Source organism: Nocardia sp. NPDC049526 (assembly GCF_044465765.1).
GTDB lineage: Bacteria > Actinomycetota > Actinomycetes > Mycobacteriales > Mycobacteriaceae > Nocardia.
Window position 1 is genome coordinate 1,043,022 of sequence record NZ_JBITMA010000001.1, and the last position, 18,890, is coordinate 1,061,911.

24 protein-coding genes and 1 pseudogene are annotated in these 18,890 nt (G+C 65.5%); 13 read left to right on the plus strand and 12 right to left on the minus strand.

The window, feature by feature from the left end; genetic code table 11:
* Positions 1-199 precede the first annotated feature (199 nt).
* The 7 genes from ACIBW7_RS04565 to ACIBW7_RS04595 form a co-directional block, all read right to left on the minus strand.
* On the minus strand, positions 200-703 hold the full coding sequence (locus ACIBW7_RS04565) for a hypothetical protein (protein WP_397043969.1): 504 nt from the start codon (positions 701-703) through the stop codon (positions 200-202).
* A 332-nt stretch (positions 704-1,035) separates the two neighbouring features.
* Positions 1,036-1,875 carry an ESX secretion-associated protein EspG gene (locus ACIBW7_RS04570; protein ID WP_397043971.1) on the minus strand — a complete coding sequence of 280 codons (840 nt, stop codon included), beginning with the start codon at positions 1,873-1,875 and terminating at the stop codon, positions 1,036-1,038.
* A gap of 48 nt (positions 1,876-1,923) precedes the next feature.
* Complete coding sequence (locus ACIBW7_RS04575) at positions 1,924-3,192, minus strand: hypothetical protein (protein ID WP_397043973.1); 1,269 nt, start codon at positions 3,190-3,192, stop codon at positions 1,924-1,926.
* The gene (locus tag ACIBW7_RS04580) at positions 3,189-3,566 is read right to left on the minus strand and encodes a hypothetical protein (RefSeq protein ID WP_397043975.1); all 378 of its coding nucleotides are present in this window, start codon (positions 3,564-3,566) and stop codon (positions 3,189-3,191) included. Before ACIBW7_RS04580 ends, ACIBW7_RS04575 begins: the two co-directional genes overlap by 4 nt.
* A gap of 10 nt (positions 3,567-3,576) precedes the next feature.
* Positions 3,577-4,167 (minus strand): DUF3558 domain-containing protein, encoded by a 591-nt coding sequence (locus ACIBW7_RS04585; protein ID WP_397043977.1) that lies wholly within the window; start codon positions 4,165-4,167, stop codon positions 3,577-3,579.
* Between the two features lie 162 nt (positions 4,168-4,329).
* Positions 4,330-4,548: a DUF397 domain-containing protein gene (locus tag ACIBW7_RS04590; protein WP_397043979.1), complete on the minus strand. Its 219-nt coding sequence runs from the start codon at positions 4,546-4,548 to the stop codon at positions 4,330-4,332.
* On the minus strand, positions 4,517-5,425 hold the full coding sequence (locus ACIBW7_RS04595; RefSeq protein WP_397043980.1) for a helix-turn-helix domain-containing protein: 909 nt from the start codon (positions 5,423-5,425) through the stop codon (positions 4,517-4,519). Before ACIBW7_RS04595 ends, ACIBW7_RS04590 begins: the two co-directional genes overlap by 32 nt.
* Before the next feature lie 399 nt (positions 5,426-5,824).
* Between ACIBW7_RS04595 and ACIBW7_RS04600 the strand changes: the two genes are divergently transcribed.
* The gene (locus ACIBW7_RS04600; RefSeq protein ID WP_397043982.1) at positions 5,825-6,250 is read left to right on the plus strand and encodes a DUF4254 domain-containing protein; all 426 of its coding nucleotides are present in this window, start codon (positions 5,825-5,827) and stop codon (positions 6,248-6,250) included.
* A gap of 178 nt (positions 6,251-6,428) precedes the next feature.
* Entirely contained in the window at positions 6,429-6,647 is a 219-nt protein-coding gene (locus ACIBW7_RS04605) for a hypothetical protein (protein ID WP_397043984.1), read from the plus strand.
* On the opposite strand, the gene ACIBW7_RS04610 is transcribed toward ACIBW7_RS04605, so the two are convergent.
* The gene (locus tag ACIBW7_RS04610) at positions 6,641-6,967 is read right to left on the minus strand and encodes a hypothetical protein (RefSeq protein WP_397043986.1); all 327 of its coding nucleotides are present in this window, start codon (positions 6,965-6,967) and stop codon (positions 6,641-6,643) included. The genes ACIBW7_RS04605 and ACIBW7_RS04610 overlap by 7 nt on opposite strands.
* Between ACIBW7_RS04610 and ACIBW7_RS04615 the strand changes: the two are divergent.
* Positions 6,963-7,979 (plus strand): annotated as a pseudogene (locus ACIBW7_RS04615) (Tn3 family transposase); the annotation flags it as partial. The gene ACIBW7_RS04610 and the pseudogene ACIBW7_RS04615 sit on opposite strands and share 5 nt — an antisense overlap.
* An 82-nt stretch (positions 7,980-8,061) precedes the next feature.
* Here ACIBW7_RS04615 and ACIBW7_RS04620 read toward each other — a convergent pair.
* Positions 8,062-8,550 (minus strand): MarR family winged helix-turn-helix transcriptional regulator, encoded by a 489-nt coding sequence (locus tag ACIBW7_RS04620; RefSeq protein ID WP_397043988.1) that lies wholly within the window; start codon positions 8,548-8,550, stop codon positions 8,062-8,064.
* Between the two features lie 78 nt (positions 8,551-8,628).
* Between ACIBW7_RS04620 and ACIBW7_RS04625 the strand changes: the two genes are divergently transcribed.
* From ACIBW7_RS04625 to ACIBW7_RS04635, 3 genes are all read left to right on the plus strand, one after another.
* Positions 8,629-8,994, plus strand: a complete 366-nt coding sequence (locus ACIBW7_RS04625; RefSeq protein ID WP_397043990.1) for an antibiotic biosynthesis monooxygenase family protein — start codon at positions 8,629-8,631, stop codon at positions 8,992-8,994.
* Positions 8,995-9,303: 309 nt separating this feature from the next.
* The gene (locus ACIBW7_RS04630; protein ID WP_397043992.1) at positions 9,304-9,738 is read left to right on the plus strand and encodes a DUF4267 domain-containing protein; all 435 of its coding nucleotides are present in this window, start codon (positions 9,304-9,306) and stop codon (positions 9,736-9,738) included.
* 48 nt (positions 9,739-9,786) lie between these two features.
* On the plus strand, positions 9,787-10,212 hold the full coding sequence (locus ACIBW7_RS04635) for a DUF2871 domain-containing protein (RefSeq protein ID WP_397043995.1): 426 nt from the start codon (positions 9,787-9,789) through the stop codon (positions 10,210-10,212).
* A gap of 753 nt (positions 10,213-10,965) precedes the next feature.
* Here the strand turns inward: ACIBW7_RS04635 and ACIBW7_RS04640 are convergent.
* A complete protein-coding gene (locus ACIBW7_RS04640; RefSeq protein ID WP_397043997.1) occupies positions 10,966-11,721 on the minus strand; it encodes a maleylpyruvate isomerase family mycothiol-dependent enzyme in 756 nt (251 codons plus the stop codon).
* A gap of 207 nt (positions 11,722-11,928) precedes the next feature.
* Here ACIBW7_RS04640 and ACIBW7_RS04645 point away from each other — a divergent pair, with 207 nt between their 5' ends.
* On the plus strand, positions 11,929-12,147 hold the full coding sequence (locus ACIBW7_RS04645; protein WP_397043999.1) for a hypothetical protein: 219 nt from the start codon (positions 11,929-11,931) through the stop codon (positions 12,145-12,147).
* A 96-nt stretch (positions 12,148-12,243) separates the two neighbouring features.
* Here the strand turns inward: ACIBW7_RS04645 and ACIBW7_RS04650 are convergent, their stop codons facing one another.
* Positions 12,244-12,735, minus strand: coding sequence for an inorganic diphosphatase (locus ACIBW7_RS04650; RefSeq protein ID WP_397044001.1), 492 nt, complete (start codon positions 12,733-12,735; stop codon positions 12,244-12,246).
* 214 nt (positions 12,736-12,949) lie between these two features.
* Here ACIBW7_RS04650 and dacB point away from each other — a divergent pair, with 214 nt between their 5' ends.
* Together dacB and ACIBW7_RS04660 are read left to right on the plus strand one after the other, a co-directional pair.
* Positions 12,950-14,389 (plus strand): D-alanyl-D-alanine carboxypeptidase/D-alanyl-D-alanine-endopeptidase, encoded by a 1,440-nt coding sequence (gene dacB / locus ACIBW7_RS04655; protein ID WP_397044220.1) that lies wholly within the window; start codon positions 12,950-12,952, stop codon positions 14,387-14,389.
* A 13-nt stretch (positions 14,390-14,402) separates the two neighbouring features.
* A complete protein-coding gene (locus ACIBW7_RS04660; protein ID WP_397044003.1) occupies positions 14,403-15,518 on the plus strand; it encodes a zinc-dependent metalloprotease in 1,116 nt (371 codons plus the stop codon).
* A gap of 13 nt (positions 15,519-15,531) precedes the next feature.
* On the opposite strand, the gene ACIBW7_RS04665 is transcribed toward ACIBW7_RS04660, so the two are convergent.
* Complete coding sequence (locus ACIBW7_RS04665) at positions 15,532-15,984, minus strand: winged helix-turn-helix transcriptional regulator (protein WP_397044005.1); 453 nt, start codon at positions 15,982-15,984, stop codon at positions 15,532-15,534.
* Between the two features lie 90 nt (positions 15,985-16,074).
* Between ACIBW7_RS04665 and ACIBW7_RS04670 the strand changes: the two genes are divergently transcribed.
* The 4 genes from ACIBW7_RS04670 to hpt all read left to right on the plus strand — a co-directional run bounded on the left by ACIBW7_RS04670 (position 16,075) and on the right by hpt (position 18,880).
* Positions 16,075-16,668 (plus strand): dihydrofolate reductase family protein, encoded by a 594-nt coding sequence (locus tag ACIBW7_RS04670; RefSeq protein WP_397044007.1) that lies wholly within the window; start codon positions 16,075-16,077, stop codon positions 16,666-16,668.
* Positions 16,669-16,721: 53 nt separating this feature from the next.
* Positions 16,722-17,105, plus strand: a complete 384-nt coding sequence (locus ACIBW7_RS04675; protein WP_397044222.1) for a PPOX class F420-dependent oxidoreductase — start codon at positions 16,722-16,724, stop codon at positions 17,103-17,105.
* A 71-nt stretch (positions 17,106-17,176) separates the two neighbouring features.
* Complete coding sequence (tilS, locus tag ACIBW7_RS04680; protein ID WP_397044009.1) at positions 17,177-18,196, plus strand: tRNA lysidine(34) synthetase TilS; 1,020 nt, start codon at positions 17,177-17,179, stop codon at positions 18,194-18,196.
* Positions 18,197-18,322: 126 nt separating this feature from the next.
* The gene (gene hpt, locus ACIBW7_RS04685) at positions 18,323-18,880 is read left to right on the plus strand and encodes a hypoxanthine phosphoribosyltransferase (RefSeq protein WP_397044224.1); all 558 of its coding nucleotides are present in this window, start codon (positions 18,323-18,325) and stop codon (positions 18,878-18,880) included.
* Positions 18,881-18,890: the final 10 nt, after the last annotated feature.

Here is an 18,890-nt window from a genome sequence, read left to right on the forward strand (position 1 = left end):
GCCCTGGCTGCCGGTAACGGCACCACATGTCGCTTGTGCGCTGAAGGCGTCCGCCTGGTTGGTTACGGTCAGCCGGATTGAGGCGGGCTCGGCTTATCCGTCACCCGGCGGTCCGGCACGGCATCCGCCTGTGTCCGTGCTCCTGTTCGCCGCCGCGCGGGTGGGGTACCTGATCCTCAACCCTGGCTGAGCACGCGGATCATGTGTCGAACAGTTGGATGTGGACGAAGCGGCTCGACGGGTCCCGCTCGTCCACGATGACGATCCGGTCGACCGACTTTCCGTCGGGGCGTCGGTAGAGGTCCTGGGCCTTCAGGATCGACGGTGAAGTCTCCAGGGAAGGCCCGGCGATGGCGGTCTGGGCCGCGCCGAAGACTTTGGTCAGCGGCGCGGAGAATTTCGATGTGGTCAGCAGCAGGGTAAGGCCCTGGGGATCGGTCGATAGCGCGAGCTGGTAGAGCGTGTCGATACCGTGCTCGGATCGGGCGCCGAGCACGGAGACATTCTCCGGAATGACGATCCCGCCGAATTCGGAAGCCTCCCTGGCGATGTCGGTGTTGTTCGCGGCCTGGGTCGGCTCCGACCGCCGGTCGCCGTCATGTCTTTCGCTGCTGCAGCCGGTCATGCCGACCGTGACGGCCATGAGGCCGGCGACGACACAGGCCAGCATCACCTGCCGGATTCCAGGCGTTGGGTACCTCATCGGGTGGGATCACTCCTCTCGCCGTCCCGGCCGCCCCTGGCAGGTTCACCGGTCCGGTTATTCAAGCCACTCCCCGAATCAAGCTATGGGGCGCGATCTACAGCGCCGTCCCGGTGCGCCATCGGACTTTAGCGCAGCGTCGGATCCTGTACCGTCACAGCGTTTCTCGCGCCGAAGCCATGGATGCCACCATGGGCGATGATTGCCTGGCCGAACTCCGCACGTGGGCACGCCAGTCATCGTGTCCATGCCACCCCGGCTGCCCGTACTCACAACCTGGCTGGACCGCATCGAATTCTGGGCCTCCGGCGGGGGTCGGTTGTGGGCAGTGTTCAGTGGCGGGTGCGGAGGTATTCGTCGTGTTCGCGGTCTTCGCGGTGGTAGCGCTGGGTGAGGGTGGTGAGGCGGTGGATTTCGGTGGCCATGGCATGGGGTTCGATGGGTTTGGCGATGATGGGGTCGCCGGTTTTCACGTAGTAGCGGCCGTCGGGGTAGTCCATCCACCAGAAACCGCGGGACGGAGTGGGGCGGGCGTCGAGGGCTGGGCCGGGGCAGATGGCTATTTCGCCGAAGGCGGAGCGGGGGCGCTGGAAGATGCGGTCCAGTTGCTCGATGGGGCCGACGTCGTGGGCGCGGCGGATATGGCGGTCGCGTTCGGCGGTGATTTCCGCGCGGCGGATCTCCAGTGGTGGGTGGGTGCCGGGTCCGCACGCGGGTAACGCAGTCACTGCGTGCCGGGCGACTTGCTCTGCGGCGCAATAGGTTACGAGAACATCGCCGCCGCTGTCCGGGTTCGGCCCGGGTAATTGGTGCAAGGCGGCCCCGGCCTGCGCACGGACCGCGCCGTGGAACCGGTAGGTACGCGATGGATCGGCACCCCCGAAACCCTTCGACTCGACACGGACGTCCGGCTCGAGCAGTACCTCGACGGCGCGTTCGAGCTCAGGCGAGTACTTGGCGAGCAGGGAACCGACGGCGGCCTCCCGATGGCGCTTCAGCTCATCGAAGTCGGCGATCTCGGTGCGATAGTGCAGCGGATAGGGCAGGCGATCGCGACCGTATGCGGCCCAAAGGATTTCGAACTCCAGACCGGTCAGCCTGTGCCTACCCGCCCCACCGCCGACCGCCACTGCGCCTTCCATACCCACTTCGCCGCCTTCACCGATTGCCATTCCCTGCGCTTATCCACTCCGTCGTTCCGCCGCCCGGCCTCCCTCGGGCTAGTAGCGGGGTTCACTGTCGGGGTCTGCGCCGATTACTGGGGGGACGGTTTTGGGTTGAGCGTCCAGGCCGGTTAGTTCTTGGCCGTGTTCGGCGGTGATGAGGTAGTCGGGGATGCCTTTTTTGCGGTCATCGTCGTTGGACTTGTTCTGGCCGGGGGCGCCCATGCCGGACGTGCCGGAGCGGCCTGTTGCCGCGGTGCTCTGGCGGGTGGTTGCGGCGGCTGTGGTCGTCGCGGTTGTCGGTGTGCCGGAGGTGCTGCGGCCGGGGCTGCCCTGGGTGGCGCCGGGGGTGCTGGTTGGGCGGCCGGTGCTGGTTCCGATGCCCGGGGTGTTGGGGCTCGGGGTGGACGTGCTCGGGGTCGCGGTGGTGGGGGAAGTGGATTGCGTTGTCGCAGTGGTGCTTTGGGGGGTGGTGCTGGCGGCGGTGGTGGCATCCGGTGTTGTCGACGACGGGTTTGTGGATTGCTCGGTGCCCGTCGGCTGACCCGAATCCTGGCCCTGGTTGCCTGAGCCCTCCGAGCCGTCGCCACCGGAACCCGAGGTACCGCCGTCGGAACCTGAAGGTCCGTGCGTACCACCGGGATCCCGTCCCGATGCGACCGGGCCGGGACTGTCGGTGATCGTCGGGGCGGTGGGCATGTAGGGAACGCCGACATCGGTCTGCCCCGCGACCTGGCCGTAAACCGTGCGCAGGATTCTGCGCCCCTCCTGCTCGGCCTCGGTGCTGGTGTATTCGTCGGTCTTCATGACGCCGTCTTTGGGTAGCGTCTTTCCCGCGATATCCGGGCGTTCGGTCAGGCCGGGCATCAATGCCTGGGTCTGCTCCAGGCCGGTCTTCATTTCCGAGAGCTTGAGACTGGTCAGGGTGGCCGCCTGCGCCAGCGGCACGGACTTGTCGTAGTAGTTGTTCACCGCGTTGGTGGCTGCCTGTGCTGCAGCACCGGTCCATCCGGTGTGGCCGTTCTGGCCGGTGATGGTGCGACCGAATTCGCGCTTGAAGACCTCGAAGGTGCCGGTCAGGTCCGCGCCGATATTCGCCCACATGGTGACCGCGTCATCGACGAGTTTCGGCTTCATCGCCGAGACGGCGGTCTGCATTTGCTCGAGGGTGAGATGGTCGTAGCTGTCCGGAGTTGTGATGTGCGGCGGTTGCGTTTCGCCGTCGAAACCGTTGTAGCCCGACTCGGTTTTGTAGATCCAGTCGCGGTCGCGGTTCCATTGCTCTTGGGCCTGGATCACCCGGCGCTGGTAGTCCTCGTAGGTCATTCGGGAGTCACCTGCGCAAACTGGGAGGCACGGTCCTGATCTTGGGCGACGAAGTTTGCAATTGCCTGTGCCACAACCTGTTTCATGGTTTCGACAGTCTCGATGTGCTGGTTGATCACAGTGTCCAGCGACCGGTCGGTTCCGGCAGCGGTTTCGGAGAACTTCTTCTCGAGAATCTTGCCGGAGTTGAAATCGCCGAATCCCGTTATGAGGCCAATGTTGCCGACCTTGTCCAGCACTGTGTTCAGCCTGTCGATTTGGTCGTCGCAGACCTTGTCCAAGTCCTTCCCGACTTCGGGGTCTAGTGAGAGCTCACCGGTATTGGCCTGGTCGAGTAGGCGCTTCCATTCCCCCGGATCGATACCGTTGATCATTCCCCCTCCTTCAACGTTCAGGCAGATACTGCGCCAAGGCTTCCGTGAGACGACGCACTTCAGCGCATGGCTCACCAGCGCTGGCACCGACAGTTCCAGACCGGTTCATTACCTTGAAGTCGACTATCCCATGCGGCACCTCAACGGCGAGCCAGCAAGTCTGGTCATGCGTTGCGCCGCGTGGGCGAAACTGGAGTGCCGTGCGTGAACCAACGGTCGTCGACACATAGTCCACGTAGTCGGTCCTCTGTCTGCTCTCCTCCAGAGTGTGTTCCGACGACAAGACTCCGAAGTTGTACGATTTCGCGGCCGATAGCCAACCGCAGACCTTCCATCCCGTGGGGTCGACTCCGGCGACGGTGGTGTCCTTGCTGGCGGTGTTCAGCCCGAGCGCAGATATTGCGGAATCGGGTATGTCGCAGGGATTCCAGATCGCTGCTTCGGAGTCTTTCGACGTAGTGGCCGCTGCCGTCGTTGCCGGTTCTTTCGTGCTGCTCGGCGTCGGAGCGCTATCCCCTGAGTTGTCATTGCATCCGACAAGCGCCAGCGCCGCGCCGAGGATCAGCGCCGCAGCGCGCGGCGTCTTCGCTGTACCGGCCATCCGCGAACCCCTTCGCTGCCACCCGTCCCGAGGGCCACACGCATCCCCCATTGCCCCGCAACCCTACCGGCTAGCGCGGGAGACCGGCAATGAGACCGGGTAAGGATCAGACACCGAAAGCCTCCCGCGCTCGCATCGTGCGGGAGGCTTCGTGTCGATCACTCAGTACTGGTTGAACTTTCCGTTGGAGACGGCCGCGGTGAAGGCGTCCCACTGATCGGGGTTGAAAACCAGCGCCGGGCCGTCCGGGTTTTTCGAGTCCCGCACACCTACGAAGGAGTTGACCAGGAAGGCGACCTCGACGCAATCCTTACTCCCCGAGCTGCGGATGCTCTTGAACCACTGAGCTTCAGATAGGTCGACGTCGTTCTTGTTGGTCACCGCCGTACTCCCTTGCGATTTGCCGAAGCAGGCTCCTGCTTGCGGTCTCATCCAGCGCTCGCCGCCAGATGGCGTCATGGGCAACATGGTAGCGCTGGACATGATGTGGTGACTCCAAATACAAATCCCCCGTGAAGTTTTCGAGGTAGACAACCGATGGCTCGATCGGCTCTCCCTTCTTGTCGACGTCGAAGTCGACGATCGTGAACAGCCCGATGGGATCGCCCAAAGGGATGCCCGCCGAGTGCGGAAGGATTCGCAGCGAGACGTTCGGCAATGTGGAAACATCAGCAAGATGCCTCAATTGGGCGCTCATCGTCCTGGCATCGCCGACGACGCGGCGCAGGGCACACTCCAATAGAACCACTTTAAGTTCGATTGGCCGCCGTTTGCGAGTAATCGCGCGCTGTCGCCGAAGCTTCAATTGCACACGGCGATTGATCTCGTCATCAGTGTCGTTCGGGAACACGTCGCGAGCGAGTACACGCGCATAGCCGGGAGTCTGTAGCAACCCCAAGACGACATCCGGCGCATAAGACGTCAGCCGCCGCGCCGCTGCCTCCAGCCCCACATACACGTTGAAGTCCTGCGGGATCAACTTCCCGTACTCATGCCACCAACACTTCCCCGACGCCTGCTGCGCCAACCCGAGCAACCCTGCCGTGACCACCTCTTCGGCGTCATACACCGCACACAGTTCTCGAATATCGAGCAGCCGAATGCGATTCGTCTGCCCGGTCTCCAACCGCTGCAAGGTCGTCTTGCCGCGTTCGATCAACCGCGCCGCATCGGGCATCGTCATCCCGGCCTGTAAGCGCAGGTCACGCAGATGGCGTCCCAGTTGTCGTCGTGGCACCGTACTTCCAGAATCCGTCATGGCCCCCAACCTCAGTTTTCGGAAACGAGTGTGATGTGTGCGCGGAAGTACCGATCCGCGGACACGGAACTTGTCCTCGCCTTTCGGCGCGATTCGAATGCAGACCCCATATAGACGCTGACTCCTCCGTCTGTCGCGTGCTGTGCTGTTGCCGCGCCCGGTCGGAGAGCCGTAGGAAACTCGAGAAACCTATTGGATCACAACGGATTGCCGCGTATCCGCAGTTTCGGCCGGGCGCTTCGAATTCACCGACACGAATCGAGGCAATCGGATGGATCACCGAGGATGGCGGTGCATCCCGAGGTTCTCCCGGGCGCATCCGAAGGCACCTGGCCGAATCGAGAGTCCCGTGGACCATGTCGCCGAGGCGACCCAGCCGCATGCGCACCGAGGATGTCCTTGCTGATCGAACCGCTGCCGACCAAGGGGGAGGTGCTGCGTGCCTGCCGTGGCGTCGAGCACGCCGCGCACCCGCTGCTACAGGCCGCCTATGAACTCACCTGCCTGCACGAGAGCCGACTCGCCGACGGCGGCCGGACCGATGACATCGATTGCCGGAGAGCGAAATTGGTGCGCCGGATCAATCATCGGGTTCGTGCACAGCTGCCGCCCGCACACGGCAGCGCCGCGGTGCACACCGAAACACTGGGCGCGGTGATCGACCGGCTCGCTCAATGCACCGCCATCGCCTACGCCGCCCTGGCGAGCGCCACGGACTACGACCTCGGCGACGCCTGGGAGGCGCTGGCCGAATTGGCCATCGGTTATGAGGATTTGGTGCGCGAACTCGCCGCGGGCCGTCGCCGCCTGCCCGGCGGCCCGTGATCACCCGGATGACGGCTCGCCGAAAAGCCTTCGGACGCACCGCCGAACGCTCGCAGGGTAGGGAAGGTGGTATTGCCCAAGGGGTGATTCTTCGAGCCCTAGGGTTGGCTGTTCAGGGCCCGAATCGTCCTTAACGTAAGCGAGGTAATCAATCAACCTCGCTTTCAGGAGCAGTGAAATGCGAATCAAGTCCATCATCGCGGCCGGCCTTCTCGCCACCGCCGCCGTCGCCGGGGTGTCGACGGCAGCAACCGCGTCCGCGGCCACGGGCTACTACTACGGCACCTATGCCACCTCCGCGGCATGTGCCGCGGACGGCGCCTCGCCCACCACCGGTGGCTACTACTACGAGTGCGTCGAAACCTACAGCGGCTGGGATCTCTACATCTACTACTGAGCCGATCCGCCGACAACCGAAGTCGGCGGCATCGCACACTGATCGAAAGCGGGAAGTCCGACCCCACCGGACTTCCCGCTTTTCGTTCGGGGGCTGGGTTGCCGCGCTATCAGATCGGGTTCGCTCGCCGAGCGCATTCGAAACTCGGCAATGCCGAAAAGCGGATGAAAGACGAACTGGCCGAACGCGGCCGCTCCGGTGAGGACCCGCAAGCCCTGCTGGACGAGCTGCTGTCGATCGTCACCGACGCGGCGATCGCCGATGAACAGATCGGCGGCCTGATCCGTGGGGATCGAATCGGGTGGGAGCGGGGCGATCATCGACTACCACCAAAGGCTGCCGCTCACCGCGGCTTTCGGCGTCGGCACACTATCGTCCAGCGACGGGCAGCGGTTCCCGACCCGTGGCAAGTCGACCACCGCCCGTACGGTCCCACACTTCTGCGCAGACCAGGGCCTTTCCACCTACACCTGGCTCACCGACCAGCACACCACCTACGGCACCAAGGTCATCGTCACGACCCGCCGCGAGGCGCACTACGTGCTCGACGAGATTCTCGGCAACGCCAAGGATCTGCCGATCACCGAGCACGCGACCGACACCCACGGGGTGACCCTGGTCGACTTCGCGTTGTCCGACCTGCTCGGCATGCAGCTCTCGCCCCGCATCCGGGATCTGGGCAAGATCACCCCGTACCGGCCGGGCCCGCGTTCGGAGATCGAGTCCCGCTTCCCGTGTGCCGGGCCGCTGTTGACGCGCAGATTGAATCTCGACCTGATCGCCGAACACTACGACGATCTGCTTCGTCTGAGCGGGTCGCTGAAGTTCGGGCACTCGACCGCGTCGCTGCTGGTGGGGAAGTTGTCGGCGTCGGGGCGGCAGAACGCGCTGGCCGCGGCGTTGAAAGAGTATGGGGCCCTTCGCCGTACGATCTACGCCGCACGCTATTTGCCGGATCCGGATTATCGGCGCAAGATCGCGCGCCAGCTGAACAGGGGTGAGTCGGTCCACGCACTCAAACGCGACCTGCTCTACGCTCACGAGGGCATGATCCGGGCCCGGCATCTCGAGGACCAGGCCGAGCAAATGCGGTGCCTGACGCTGGCGACCAACGCGGTAATCGCGTGGACGACAGAGTATTTCGGGCTCGCGGTCGAGCAGATGCGGCGTGAGGGCCGCCGGGTGGATGACGAGGTGCTGGCCCACGTGTCCCCGGCCCACTCGGAGAACATCAACTTCTTCGGCGCGATCGAGGTCTACGTCGACGCCGAGTTGGCCCAGCTCGGGCCGACCGGCTATCGGCCCCTACGCATGCGCGACACTCTGTTCTGATATCTGACGTCACGGTCCTGCCTGACATCCCAGCTGTGGCCGATTCGAACCGCGCGCTCGAGGGGTGCTCAGCGGGCTGAATTCACCGTGGTTCTCGGCGGGCGCGGCGCCGTCGTTGCAGGCCGGGGTGGATTCCGGCGGGGAGGTCCGCGTGTGCGGCGATGCGATGAAGGAGCGGGAGGAGCAGGGCTCGCTCGCTCTCGTCGAGGGGTGCGAGAATTTCCGATTCCAGTGCATCGGCCTCGGATTGGACCGCCTCGAGTACTTCGCGCGCGTGATCGGTGAGGTGGACCGCGTGTGCGCGACGGTCGTCCGGATGCGGGCGCCGGATCACCAGTGCGCGCTCCTGTAGCTCGTCGACCAGTCCGACCATCGCGTTTCGGTGAACCCGCAGCAGATCCGCGAGTTCTTGCTGGCTGCGGCCATCCGCGGCAGCCAGGTGGCCCAGGACCGCGAAGTGGGCCGGATCCATATCCAATCGCGCCAGCTGCTCGGTGAACCGGTACGCCACATGGTGACCGATCTGCGACAACAGAAATACCCCACGCGAGTCCAGCGGCCGGTTCATCATGCCCTCACATTAGCAACTCAACATGACTGCCATACAACGGGATTGACATTTGAGAATACTGTCATTTAACGTGACAATATGACAGGCGCTAGCAACCCCACCGTCCCCCACACCGACGCCCCGGTCACAGTGATCAACACGATGGCCGTACCCGCGGCACAGCGGGACCTGTTCCTGCAGCGCTGGCGGGACAATGCCCAGTACATGGCGTCCGCGCCCGGCTTCCGCCGATCCCGGATGCTCCAGGCGGTCGGCGAGGCCGACGAGGCGGTCTTCGTCAACGTCGGCGACTGGGACAGCGGCACCGCCCTGCGCAGCGCCCTCGACACTCCACGATGGCGCCAGCTGAGTCAGCGGATCCAGGACGATCTCGATCTCACCGCACGACCGATGATCTACCGTCTCGCCCTCGACGTAGCACCCGGCGACGTGCTGTCCCAGTGACCGCCGATCGATAATCCGGAATCTCAGCGCCCCGGCCGACTCGTACGAGACAGCAGTCGGCCGGGCATGTATCCCTCGGGGCCGGATGCCTTGCCGGACAACAGTTCACCGGGGACCGAACCGGCGTTCAACGGGTCGGGCGGCGTCCCGGAAGACGCGAACCCTGCTGAGCGCCATCCCCGTCAGCGGCGTCCCCGCCCCGGTCCGCGTCATCTGGCACGTCATCGGCGGCCCCGCTCCGCCCGTCCCATCTGCCGTGTCCGCGGCTGAACCCTGCCCCGATCTGTCTGAACATCAAGGAGAACAACCATGTCGCGCAAGAACCTCAACACCGTCCTGGCCACCGCCGTCGTCGGGTTCACCTTCTACCTCGCGTTGTCCTTCATCCTGACCCCCGCTGCGTCGGCCCCGGGCTTCGGCCTGCCGACCTGGCCCTCCGGCGACGGCGGCGGCTTCCTCATCGTGAAAGGCTGCCGCGAACTCGCAATGGGCCTGGGCACGGGCATCCTGCTGGTGACCGGCCAGCGCCGCGCCCTGGGCGTGGTCCTGCTGATGACCGCAGCCGCCCCGCTCGGCGACATGGTCAACGTCCTGGCCCACCACGGCTCCACGGCCATCGCGTTCGGCGTCCACGGCCTGACCTCGGCGCTGATCGCGATCACGGGCCTGCTGATCCTCGGTGAGACCAGCAAGACGCGCAAGCCCCAGGAGGCCGCCGCCGCGCCCGCCGCGCAGCCCGCCTGACGTCTGCACGCCCGAACGACCGCAACATATTTCACGAACGAGGAATCGATGAAACAGCTCTACTGGGCCGCCGTCGCCTATACCGCACTGGGACTGCCGTCGGGCCTGTTCTACCGCGAACTCACCAAGGCCCACCAGTTCACCGGCAAGACCGAACTCGCCGTGGTCCACACTCACCTGCTGGCGCTGGGAACACTGTTCTTCCTGATCGTCGTGGCGCTCGAACAACAACTCACCCTGTCGAGCACCCGCGCCTACCGCTGGTTCTTCGCCATCTACAACACCGGTGTCCTCTGGGTAGTGTCGTGCATGACCATCATCGGTGCCCGGACCGTCCTCGGATACGACGAATACAAGCCGCTGTCACACCTGGCCGGCGGTGGTCACATCCTGCTGACGATCGGATTCGTGCTGTTCTTCCTCGCCCTGCACCAGGCCATCACTACGCGCCGCGAGGAGTCGGTTCCCTCCTGACCTCCGGTCACCCGATACCACACGCACACTGCGCTTTTCGTCGTTGCAGATGAGGCCGCAGACGCGGACACCGTGTGAGCGCTCGATCACCTCATCCAGGCCGACCCGGCCAGCGCCCCGGACACCTGGATGCTGGAGGCATACGCCATGCTCGGATTCCTTGCCGCGCAAAGCAACCGGGTCCGACTGGGCACCACGAGGGTGGCGACACGCATTCTCATAAATGATCAAATACGAGAGTTCTGCGACAGCCCAGGATCGACCACCAGACCCGCAGGCCACCATTCGCAAAACTCCTCTCGAAACCCACTCTTTTTACCGGGCACTCGCAGAAGCCGAACACACCACCGCGAACGACGGCCTGCCGATCCGGCCCAAACCCGCCCGCGCATCCGCCATCCCGACGACCCACTGACACCCGAGGAAACCGACCTCCGCGCCCGCCTCCAGCGTTCAGACAACCAGTAACCAGCCGGAACCCTCAACGCCGCACCCATCCCTGACCACGGACTACGCCATATCCGTTGTTTTTTCGGCGATTACTACCGGAACCTCCGGCACCGCCTTATGACAGCGCTCGACCGATCCCGATTACCTCAGAAGCTATCTGAAGATGGCACTGGCGAGACTGGTTGGGGGACAGCGAGTTCGATCGCTGTTAACGTTGTAACTTTCTGTCCATCCGAATCTTCGTGTTGCACAGGGCCTTTCCTGGCTGACCCCGACATGGACGGGCGGCAGTCCTCGACGCCGTCAGAATTTGATGCGTTCCAGCCAGGTCGTGAGCACGGACAGGTCTCCGGTGGTGTCCAGTTGTGGGCTGTCGGCGGGGACTCGGCGCAGCAGCAGCAGGTACAGATCTATCGCGGTGCCCTGAATCGTCAATGATGCCGGTGCTCGGCTGTCGGTGTGGGTGATCGTGTCGCCGGATCGCAGAATTGTCCAGGTGTCATCGGTGTCGGTGGCGCGCAATTGCAGGCTGGTGCCTTCGTCGAGGGGTGTCTCGAAACGCGGTCCCTTCTCGACGATGTCGAGAAATTCCGACAGTCCATCGGCGCCGAGTTCGGGGGCGATGTTCACCTCGCGGTCGAGTGCGAGCAGGGCGTCGGCGCGGTGGGCGGTCGCTTCGTGCAGGCGTCGGCGCACCCACCACTCGGCCGGGCGGGGGGAGCCGAACGGTGTCCAGATCGGGACCTCGGAACCCACTGTGTCGATGTTGTCGATGACGGTTCGGGCGCTGGCACGCAGCCAGCGGTCTGCCTCGTCCAGGTCACGTGGCCGACGAACCTCGGGTACCTGCTGGAATTCCAGGAATTCGGTGGCCCGGTCGGCGATCATCGCTGCGGCCCAACGGTTTCCGCCACCGACGTGGGCGATCAGGTTCGCCAGGGTCCAGTCCGGGCAGGTCGGTATCGGCGTCTTCGGGTCGCCCGACAAGTACAGATCGGCGAGCAGATCGGTCTCGTCCAGCAATGCTTTGCGCAGAGCCGTTGTGTCGAGAGATGTCACGAATTCGACACTAACTCAACTTGATTCGATGGGTACCGGCAATGTCGACCGAGCATGCTGGCAGTCGTCCAGCACATTGGCTCAGGGTAGAGAAGGTGGCATTGCCCCAGGTGGCAGCTGTTCGACCCCTAGGGTTGGCTGTGCTGAACGTTTGCTGTTCCTACCGTTAGCGGGGTAATCAATCAACCTCGCTTCAGGAGCAGTGGAATGCGAATCAAATCTCTCATCGCGGGCGGTCTTCTCACTATCGCCGCCGTCGCCGGGGTGTCGGCGGCAGGAACCGCGTCGGCCGCCACCGGGTACTTCTACGGTACGTACGCGACCCGCGCCGCGTGTGCCGCCGACGGCGCATCGCCCAAGACCGGCGGCAACTACTGGCAGTGCGTCCAAACCCATAGCGGCTGGGATCTCTACCTCTACAACTGATCCGCCGCCGCAGTGAGCAATGAAAGCGGGAAGTCCGAACGCACCGGACTTCCCGCTTTTCGTTTGCCGGGCGAATCGTCTACCGCCCGAGAAAACTCAGTGGCCGCCGTTCTCCTGCAGCCGCTTGAGCGAGGCTTCCACCTCGGCCTCGGCCTCGGCGCGGCCGACCCACTCCGAGCCCTTGACGTACTTGCCGGGTTCCAGATCCTTGTAGCGCTCGAAGAAGTGCTTGATCGCGGCCAGTTCGAACTCCGGCACATCGGCCAGATCCTGGATGTGGTCCCAGCGCTTATCGCCCGCGGGCACGCACAGCACCTTGTCGTCGCCGCCCGCCTCGTCGACCATCTTGTACATCGCGACCGGACGCACCTCGATAAGGCAGCCCGGAAACACCGACTCCGGCAGCAGGACCAGCGCGTCCAGCGGGTCGCCGTCCTCGCCGAGGGTGTTCTCGATGTAGCCGTAGTCGGCCGGGTAGACCATCGACGTGTAGAGGAAACGGTCGAGCCGGACCCGACCGGTCTCGTGATCGACCTCGTACTTGTTCCGAGAACCCTTGGGGATCTCGATGGTGACGTCGAACTCCACGCCATCTCCTTACTGATGCTTCTGAGGGACTGTCGCGTTGCGGTCGTCGGAACGCCGACTCGACAGGTGTTCGGGGGGAACGGTGCCGGAACGAGGATAGTGTGGTCCGCGGGCACTTGGGTGCGGTAGGTGGGTGGACCCGGCGACGGTGCGACGGTCGGGCGATACGAGACGGAGAGACGGCGGGCACGTGGTGGGTGGCAGCAATAGGAATATCGGTGGCTTGGCCACCAAGCGACGCCGCAATATCTGGATCGGCGTCGCGTTCATGCTGGCCTTGCTGCTCGGTGCCGGCGCAGGCGTGGTGATCGCGGTCAAGCCGTGGACCGAGGAATTCCGGCACGGCGGGCTCACCATCGCCGCGCCGCCCGACCCGGTCAAACCGTTTCTGCAGGTCGCGCCGGCGCCCTCGAATGCGCCCGCGCCGACTCCGGCCGGTGTCGGCGCCGCGCTCGCACAGGTGGTCGCCAATCCCGACCTCGGTGCGTTCGCCGGTGAGGTCACCGATGCGGTCTCCGCGACCGTGCTGTGGAGCGCCGAATCCGATAAGCCGATGATTCCGTCGTCTACCGCCAAGATCCTCACCACCGCGGCCGCCCTGCTCACCCTGCCCGCGGATCATCGGGTGACCACCCGTGTCGTCGCCGGATCCGCGCCCAATGAACTTGTGCTCGTCGGCGGCGGCGATCCGACGCTGACCGCGCAGCCCGACGGCAATGGGTATTACCCGAACGGGCCGCGGCTGTCGGATCTGGTCTCACAGATCAAGGCCTCCGGCCATCCTGTCGACACCATCGTGGTCGACACCTCCGCGTATTCCGGCCCGCCCATGGCCCCCGGCTGGGATCCGGTCGATATCGGCGAGGGTTCGATCGCACCGATGGATCCGGTGATGCTCGACGGCGGGCGCCTCGACCCGCTGGTGGAGTACTCGCCGCGCACCCCGACTCCGGCCCTGGCCACCGGACAGCGACTGGCAACCGAACTCGGACTCGATCCCGCCAAGGTGCGGATCGGCAATGCCGCCGCCGATGCGACCGAGGTGGCGAGCGTGCAATCCGCGCCGCTGCGGGACCGGCTGCGCGACACCATGGTCCATTCCGACAATGTGCTCGCCGAGGCCATCGGCCGCGAGATCGCGGTCGCGTCCGGGAACGAGGCATCGTTCACCGGAGCCGTCACCGCTCTCGAAACCGCGCTCGGCAAGGGCGGATTCGACCTCAACGGACTTTCGATGCGCGATAGCAGCGGCCTGTCCACCGAGGACCGGGTGCCTGCCCGGCTGCTCGACAAGATCATCTCGACCGCGGCGAAGCCGAGTGGCGCCAATGCCGTGCAGCCGAGCAATACCAAGGCCAGGCCGGAAACCGATCGCATCGCGACCACCCTGGCGCCGCTGCTCGACGATCTGCCTATCGCGGGTGCGACGGGTTCGCTGAGCATCCGTTATGTCACGCAGAACCGGGGCGGCGCGGGCTGGGTGCGGGCCAAGACCGGAACTCTCTCGGTGGCGAGCACGTTGGTCGGGTATGTGCTGGACAGCGACGGGCGGGTATTGACCTTCGCACTGATGTCGAACGATCGGCCACCGGAGCTGAGCCGGCCCGCATTGGACGCCATCGCCGGCACGCTGCGTAACTGTGGATGCTCGTGACGGGTGGTTGACCATGTTCGAAGGCACTGACAAATCGGGCGCCGCGCCCGCCGTGAATTCGGGTGCGGACGCGCCGGCCGAGCGCAGACGTTCCGGATTTTCCGGTGCCGTCGATTGGCGTCTTGCCGCGCGCACCGGTGCCGCGCTGGTGCCGTCCGGCCCACGGACTTCGCGGTATTCGGCCGAACAGGTAGTGAGCGAGCTGGCCGACGCATCGGTGCGGGCGGAGGGACCGGTTCGCGAGGTGAGCGGTCTGCTCGACGATCAGCCGGTGCCCTCGGCCCTGATCGTCGACCGGCCCGGCTGGATCAATGCGGCCGCCGATTCCATGGCCCAGTTGACCGGCACCGGGCAGGCATCGGACAAGAGCCTGCTCGCCGGCAAACCTGCGGGTGTGCAAGCGGGCGCGATGCTGGCGTTCCTGTCCACCGCGATTCTCGGTCAGTACGACCCGTTCACCGGACCCGATGGGACGCTGCTGCTCGTCGCGCCGAACATCATGGCCGTCGAGCGCGCACTCGGCGTCTCGCCGACCGACTTCCGCTTCTGGGTCTGCCTGCATGAGGTGACCCACCGGGTGCAGTTCTCCTCCGCGCCGTGGCTGGCCGATTACATGCGCGCCAATGTCGATACCCTCGGCGAAGTCGGCGACGAGCCGCTCGCCGATATGCTCGGTCGCCTCGTCGAGGAGGTACGCGACCGCCGCCGCGGCACCGGCCCCGAAGACCCGAATTCCCGCGGTGTCGTCGGCCTGCTCCGCGCGACCCAGGCCCCACCGCAGCGCGAAGCCCTGGACCGCCTGCTCATGCTCGGCACCCTCCTGGAAGGCCACGCCGACCACGTCATGGATGCTGTCGGCCCCGCCGTCGTACCCACCGTCGAACAAATCCGCGCCGCCTTCGACAAACGCCGCAAACGCCCGACCAACCCGCTCCAACGCCTCCTGCGCGCCCTGCTCGGCGTGGACGCCAAAGTCGCGCAATACGTCCGCGGCAAGAAATTCGTCGACGCCGTAGTAGCGCAAGTCGGCATGGCCCAGTTCAACACCATCTGGACCAACCCCGAAACCCTCCCGCTCGCAACGGAAATCGAGGCCCCTGAGCGCTGGATCGCGCGCGTCCTCGGGTAGTTCGGGTCGGCGGTCACACGGCTGCGCCGGGGCCCGGTAGCGGGTCGATGTCGTTTGCGTGCATCGGCTCGCCGCAGTTGGCGCAGCGCAGGTCGACACTGCTGATCTCGCCGCAGGCGTGGTGGCGGTAGAGCACCGGCGGACCGGCTTCGCCCGCGAGCCATTTATCTCCCCAGCCGGTCATGACCATGAGCAGGTCGACCAGCTCGGTGCCCTTCTCCGTGAGGACGTACTCGTAGCGCGGTCGCTGGTCGTAGGGGCGGCGGTCGAGCACGCCCTGGTCGACGAGGTGGTTCAGCCGCTCGGTCAGGACCTTGCGTGAGATCCCGAGGTCCGCCTGGAGCTGCTCGAACCGGCTGAGTCCGACCCATACGTCGCGCAGGATCAGCGGCGACCAGGGCTCCCCGATGACGTCGAGCGTGCGCGCGATCGAGCACGCCATTTTGCTGAAGTCCGTGCGCTGCATGAAACCAGTTTAGCAATCTGGGTTCCCTTAGGGAACTTCGACTGTTATGGTCGTAGCATCTCTTAAGGGAACTCAGAAAGGGTCACGGAGATGAGCAAGGTCTTCAGCGCACACGCGGTTTCGGTCGACGGTTACATCACCGGCCGCGAGCCCGGCGCCGGGCGCGGCCTCGGCGACGCAACGATGCTCTTCGACTGGTATTTCAACGGCGAAACACCGAGCCGGGTGTTCGACGGGTTCGGGCTGAGCGAGCCCAGCGCCCGGGTATTCGACGCACTCGCCACACGTGCGGGCGCGGTCGTGGCCGGCCGCAACACCTACGAAGATTCCGACCATTTCGGCGGCGGCAGCCCCCACCCGAAGGCCCGGCTGTTCGTCCTCAGCCATCGGACGGCGCCGGAGCTGACCGACCGGCAGACTCTGGTCACCACCGGCATCGAGGACGCGATCGCGGCGGCTCGCGCGGCCGCCGATGGCAAAGACGTCGGCCTCATGGGTGGTGGCGTCGTGACCGAGGCATTGCGGGCGGGACTCGTCGACGAGGTGATCCTGCACCAGGTTCCGGTCCTGCTCGGCGGCGGACGCCCCTTCTTCCAGTCGCTCCCCGAGCACGTGCGCCTGCGCCTCGTCGAGGCCGTCCCGGCGCCCGGCGTCACCCACCTGCACTACGCCGTCGAGCGATGACCTCTGACAACCCCCGCCAGCCCATTCGGAACCCACGCCAGGAGATGACCACGATGCTCGACCCCTACGTACGCCGCGTCCTCGACGGCACCTCGATCGCCCACCTCGCCACCGTCCTGCCGGACGGCGCCCCACATTCCATCCCGGTCTGGATCGGCACGCACGGCGAACACATCGTGTTCCTCACCGGCCCGGACAGCCGCAAGGCCCGCAATCTGCGCCGCGACCCACGGGTCGCACTCTCCCTGACACCGGCCGACAACCCGTTCCAGCCGGTCATCCTGCGCGGCCGCGTCATCGAGTGGCTCGAAGGCGACGCGGCCTGGACGATCATCGACCAGTTGGCCGACAAGTACATCGGTCAGCCGTACTCGCGAGACAAGGAGCGCGTAGTCGCGGTCATCGAACCCGAGCGGCAGACCGTAGGCGTCTCATGATCGGCGGCGCAGGCCTCATCGTGGAGCTTGCCGAGCGAATCGAGGGCACTGATCATCGGTAGTCTCCGGATATGAGCCGTACGGCGGGAGCGATGCCCGGGAATTCGCGGCGGCTGCCCGAGACCGAGGCGGTGCTCGAAGTGCGGCGGGCGGTGCGGGGGTGGCTGGCCGATTATGCGACGGGTGATGTGGCGGTCGCGTTGTCCGGTGGTGCGGATTCGCTGGCATTGACGGCGGCTGCGGTGGTGGAGGCAGGTCAGGTCGACGCGCTGGTCGTGGATCATCAGTTGCAGGCGGGATCGGACAAGGTGGCGGCTGAGGCGGCGGCCGCGGCGTTGGCGCTGGGGTGTCGGTCGACACATGTACTGGCGGTCGAAGTCGGTGCGGACGGGGGGATGGAGGCGGCGGCGCGGGCGGCTCGGTACACGGCGCTCGACGGGGCGCGGGGTGGGTTGCCGGTGCTGCTCGGGCACACGCTCGATGATCAGGCCGAGACCGTGTTGCTGGGGTTGGGGCGGGGGTCGGGTGGCCGGTCGATTCAGGGGATGGCGGCGTTCGTTGCTCCGTGGGGGCGGCCGCTGTTGGGGGTGCGGCGGGCGGTGACCAGGCAGTTGTGTGTCGATATCGGTTTGACGCCGTTCGAGGATCCGCATAATTCGGCGGCGGAGTTCACCAGGGTTCGGTTGCGGAATGAGGTTCTGCCGCTGCTGGAGGAGGTGCTCGGGGGCGGGGTCGCGGGGGCGTTGGCGCGGACGGCCGAGCAGTTGCGCGACGACGGTGCGGTATTGGATGTGCTGGCCGACGAGTTGTTGCGGGCCGCGAGTGCCGGTCCGGCGAGTAATGGCCCGACCCTCTCGATCGAGACCCTCGCCACTGCCCCCGCGGCCTTGCGCCGGCGCGCAATCCGTGCGTGGTTGCTGGCCGGTGGCGCTAAAGCCCTGACCAACAAGCATTTACAGGCAGTCGACGAATTGATTACCGCATGGCGCGGACAGGGCGGCGTCGCGGTGGGCGGTGGCCGGCCGGGACGCAGGTTGGTCGCGGCGCGCGAACATGGCAGGCTGACTTTGCGTCTGCAAGGGAGCCGATGACACATAATGGATCGGCCGGGGAGACACCCGCGGCGTGAGCGACGGGCCCGGAGGCGGTAGCGCAGCGTGACCACGGAGGGCCCCGGGAACGCCGCTGAGACAACACCGGAAGGGAAACCAACTGACGTGTACGAGGGCGATATCGCGTCGGTGCTGATCACCGAGGAACAGATCGCGGCCAAAACCCAGGAGCTGGCCGAGCTGATTGCCAAGCGTTATCCGGCCGATGCCCCCGAGGGGGATCTGCTGCTGGTCGGCGTGCTCAAGGGCGCCATCTTCTTCATGACCGATCTCGCCAAGGCGCTGCCGATTCCCACCCAGATGGAATTCATGGCCGTCTCCTCCTACGGCTCGTCCACCTCGTCCTCCGGTGTCGTGCGCATCATGAAGGACCTGGACAAGGACATCGCGGGCCGCAATGTGCTGATCGTCGAGGACATCATCGACTCCGGTCTCACGCTGTCCTGGCTCAAGCGCAATCTGTCCACCCGCAATCCGGCCTCGCTCGAGGTCGTCACCCTGCTACGCAAGCCGGACGCGCTACGCACCCACGTGGAAGTCGCGCACGTCGGCTTCGATATTCCGAATGAATTCGTCGTCGGCTACGGCCTCGACTATGCCGAGCGCTACCGCGACCTGCCCTACATCGGCACCCTCGAACCAAAGGTCTACGGCGGCGCGTAATCAGGGCCTG